At 34.6% G+C, this 3,608-nt stretch carries 2 protein-coding genes; both read right to left on the reverse strand.

Annotation, left to right across the window (positions count from 1 at the left end; genetic code table 11):
• Positions 1–280 precede the first annotated feature (280 nt).
• Positions 281–1,039: a LytTR family DNA-binding domain-containing protein gene (locus VNJ50_RS00410; RefSeq protein ID WP_325577980.1), complete on the reverse strand. Its 759-nt coding sequence runs from the start codon at positions 1,037–1,039 to the stop codon at positions 281–283.
• Between the two features lie 3 nt (positions 1,040–1,042).
• Positions 1,043–3,001 carry a sensor histidine kinase gene (locus VNJ50_RS00415; RefSeq protein ID WP_325577982.1) on the reverse strand — a complete coding sequence of 653 codons (1,959 nt, stop codon included), beginning with the start codon at positions 2,999–3,001 and terminating at the stop codon, positions 1,043–1,045.
• Between the last annotated feature and the right edge of the window lie 607 nt (positions 3,002–3,608).

The raw sequence follows: 3,608 nt of genomic DNA on the forward strand, positions 1-3,608 counted from the left end.
ATTTTCCTTGATTTTTAGCCCCGCCCTAAAGGGTGAATCAAGGAAAATCGGAACTTCTTTAGTTTGGATAGTTCGAGAAGGGGACAAAAATTATATTTGAATGGATTTTCCTTGATTTTTTGCCCCGCCCTAAAGGGTGAATCAAGGAAAATCCTTTAGGGAAAGGGAAAAGTTTTTGGAAAGGCCTTCTGGATTGGGTGGACAAAGTCTAAATCAATGATGTTTTAAATAATTATTAGCAGGTTTTAGTTGTGGCCATATAAAGAATGGTTTTTCTTGTTTACTTAAATCGAAGCATTGTTTCGAGTATTTCATTAATCTGTTTTCCTTTTTGGCGTGAAATAGGGACTTCCTCATCATTGATCATAATAAGGCTGCCGCCATCTTGTTTTATGATGCCTTTTACAAATTTTGGATTTATAAGATGAGATTGGTGCACCCTAACAAAGCCGTGATCTGTCAAGAGTTCTTCAATTTCTTTTAAGGTGCGACTGATCAAGATCTTTTTTTCATCCTTACATATAATATGGGTGTAATTGCTATCGGATTGGCATCTCATGATGTTTTTGATTTCCACAATCTGGTAGCCAACTCCCGTTGGCAAGGCAATTTGCGTATAGTCAGTATTTGTGGTTTTTAAGTTTTCCTGAAGTAATTGCCATTGTTTGTTGGTTGTTTTCTTTCTTCGTTTTTCCCATTCCGAAAGGGCCTTGACAATATTTTTTTCGGTTATGGGTTTTAGAAGATAATTGATGGCACTATATTGAAATGCTTTTATGGCATATTGGTCATAAGCCGTTGTAAAAATAACATCAAAGTTTATTGGTAGCAAATGGTCCAATAATGCAAAACCATTAAGGTTTGGCATTTCGATATCGAGAAATAACAAGTCTGGCGGGTTGCTTTTGATAAATTCCAGGCCTTTGAGCGGATTTGTAAAGGTGCCGATAATACTATAGTCGGCTTGCATCTTTTCTATTAAGTTTTCAAGGACGTTTATGCAATGGGTTTCGTCATCTATAATTATAATTTTTGTCATGGCTCAATATTCATAAGTTAATGTAGTTCGTGTTCCCAAAACCTGGTCATCTTCTTCGAGGTCGGTTATTTTAAGATGAATAGTATGGTCGTTCAGATGGTTGTAAAGAGATAATCGGTCCTGAACAATTGAGTTTCCCATAGAATCGTGCAGTTTTTTCTTTTTGGCGCTTTCTTTTCTTCCAACACCGTTGTCTTCTATACTGATGATTAGATTTTTGGTAGTATCGAAAACGATGGTCAATTTTTTTTCTGTCTTTAAACTTGGGTGAAGGCCGTGCCAAATGGCATTTTCTACAATGGGTTGCAAGAGTAGTGGCGGTATTTCAAACTGTGAGAGTTCTTCTTTACAAGTAACTTGAATGGTATAGCTAAAGTCTGTGTCCATTCGGCTTTTTTCAAGAGAGAGGTAGAGTTCAAGAATTTCGAGTTCATCTTCTACGGTTATTTTTTCGCGATTGCTGTTTTGTAATATACTTCGAAGTAAGCTTGCAAAATCATCGAGGTAGTTGATGGCATCCTCATTTCGAGAGGTCATAATCAGGTTTTTAATAGCGTTCATGCTATTGAAAATAAAATGGGGATTCATTTGGGACCTTAAAGCCATCATTTCTGTTTCCCTTATTTTTTTTATGAAATCATCTTTTGTTTTTTGTTCTCTTTCACGTTCAATTTGGGAATAGAGGCTAATAAGTTCGTAGGTTTTTTCATTTACTTTTTGATCGAGATCACGGTTCATGTGTTCTTGGATCTGTTGGTTTTTCTGTAATTGCTCTATCAAATCTGCACTGGTCTTTTCTTTTTCCTTTTGAAGGATAAAGACGTTTTTTCCTAGTGCCAATGAAAAACAGTACACCTCAGCCAGCAAGCCCATCTGAAAAATGATATTTGGCGATTCTTTAAAATTAAAGAAATGTCCTGGAATATAATGCGTGTTGGTAAATGCAATGTAGGTGCTCAGTATAGAACCGATGAAAAAGAACGATTGGCCCACAATAAAGTAAATTAGCAACGGGTGTTTGACTTTGTAAATGATCCAAAAAATCAATAACAAATTAAGTGGAAGTATAATAGATCGTATGATCAAATAGACCATCCCCATATATTTAAAATCGTTCAAAAAATGACTGATGGAAAAATTGAATACGGCATAGAAAAAGCAAAATAGTGCAAGATAATAAAGGGCTTTTGCCAATAGCTTATCATATTCTTTTACCTGTAAAAGTTGTAAAATGAACAGCACATAAAATCCAATAAAAATAAATTGGACAGGTTCAAACAAATCATTTGCTAGTTCTGGAATGTCTTTAAAAAAATTACCTATTGGTGCTACGGTATACCGTAATACTGCAAAACCATAAACTAGTTGAAACAACAAATAACCTAAATAATAGAGGTAGAGTTTTTCAAGTAATCGCAACCAAAATACTAAGGCGAATACGAAAATAGTGATAAGTGAAATGATATAGAAGTAAATGATGCCTATGGGAATCACTTGGTTGTGGTAATTGTTTGAAGAAAATTCTAAATATTTGATTTGTGAATAGATTTCAGGAATGTTTGGGGCTATGGCGTTATTGGCACCAAGTTTTACGTACACTTCCGATTTTTGGAAAGGCAAAAGACGGAGAGCTGTAAATAGACTTGTAGGCAGATTCATTCGTTCAGGAACAGGTACGAAAAAGTTTTTTTCGAGATCGTCAGCTTCGCCATTGCTTTGCTGATAGACCATATTGAAATAGGAACTGCTATATAAATAGTTGATTATGGTGTCCTTCGATTTGTTTTCTAATTCAAATTTGAGCCATACTGTTGTTTTTGGTGTGGCCGTATAGGTGGAGTCATAGGGTTTCCAATCCGTTTCGCGTCTTATATCTTCAAAAGTAGACTCCATGCCCGTACGAAGAGCTTCCACATTTTTATTGTTAACTAAAACAATGCTGTAAGTGGAGGCATCAGCCATAATTTGGCCATATAGGTTGAAGAAACCAAATGCGAAAAAGCAAATTATGGAAGTGATGGATTTTAACATTAAAGCTAAAATAACATTCTATTTGATATGAATTGAACAAGTTTAGAATTCAGCTTCTTTTATTTAGTATTCGGCGCTTTTTTGATTTTTTAAAGCTATTTAATCAGCTGTGTTTTTGTTTTTTAATTGCTTGTCTTTAAGCCAAGCAGTTTGAAAGGTCAAGTTCGGATTATGAAATAGATTTCGATATTTTTTTCGATGCATAAAATAGAAACAAACTTGTTTTTTCTTTTATATGTATGGTCTTTAAAAATTTGATGGTATTTTGCATGTTGGGTTTTCATGATATATGATAGGATGGCGAAAAACTATCTCAATTGGATACTTCCTTTTGCCAAAGCGAGGTGTCATACGGCAGGAGGTTTGGACGGAGGGTTTGTTTTTATATAACTTCAACAAAATAATATTTTCATGCCAAACTTATAGGTGACCATCTTGCATTTACCATAAAGAGTGATTTTATACAAACCATAGATAAACATGGATGCCCTTACTTTAATCTCTAATCCTTTCCAAATTTAAAACCATAAACCTTAAA

It is taken from the genome of Gelidibacter sp. (assembly GCF_035577925.1).
GTDB lineage: Bacteria > Bacteroidota > Bacteroidia > Flavobacteriales > Flavobacteriaceae > Gelidibacter.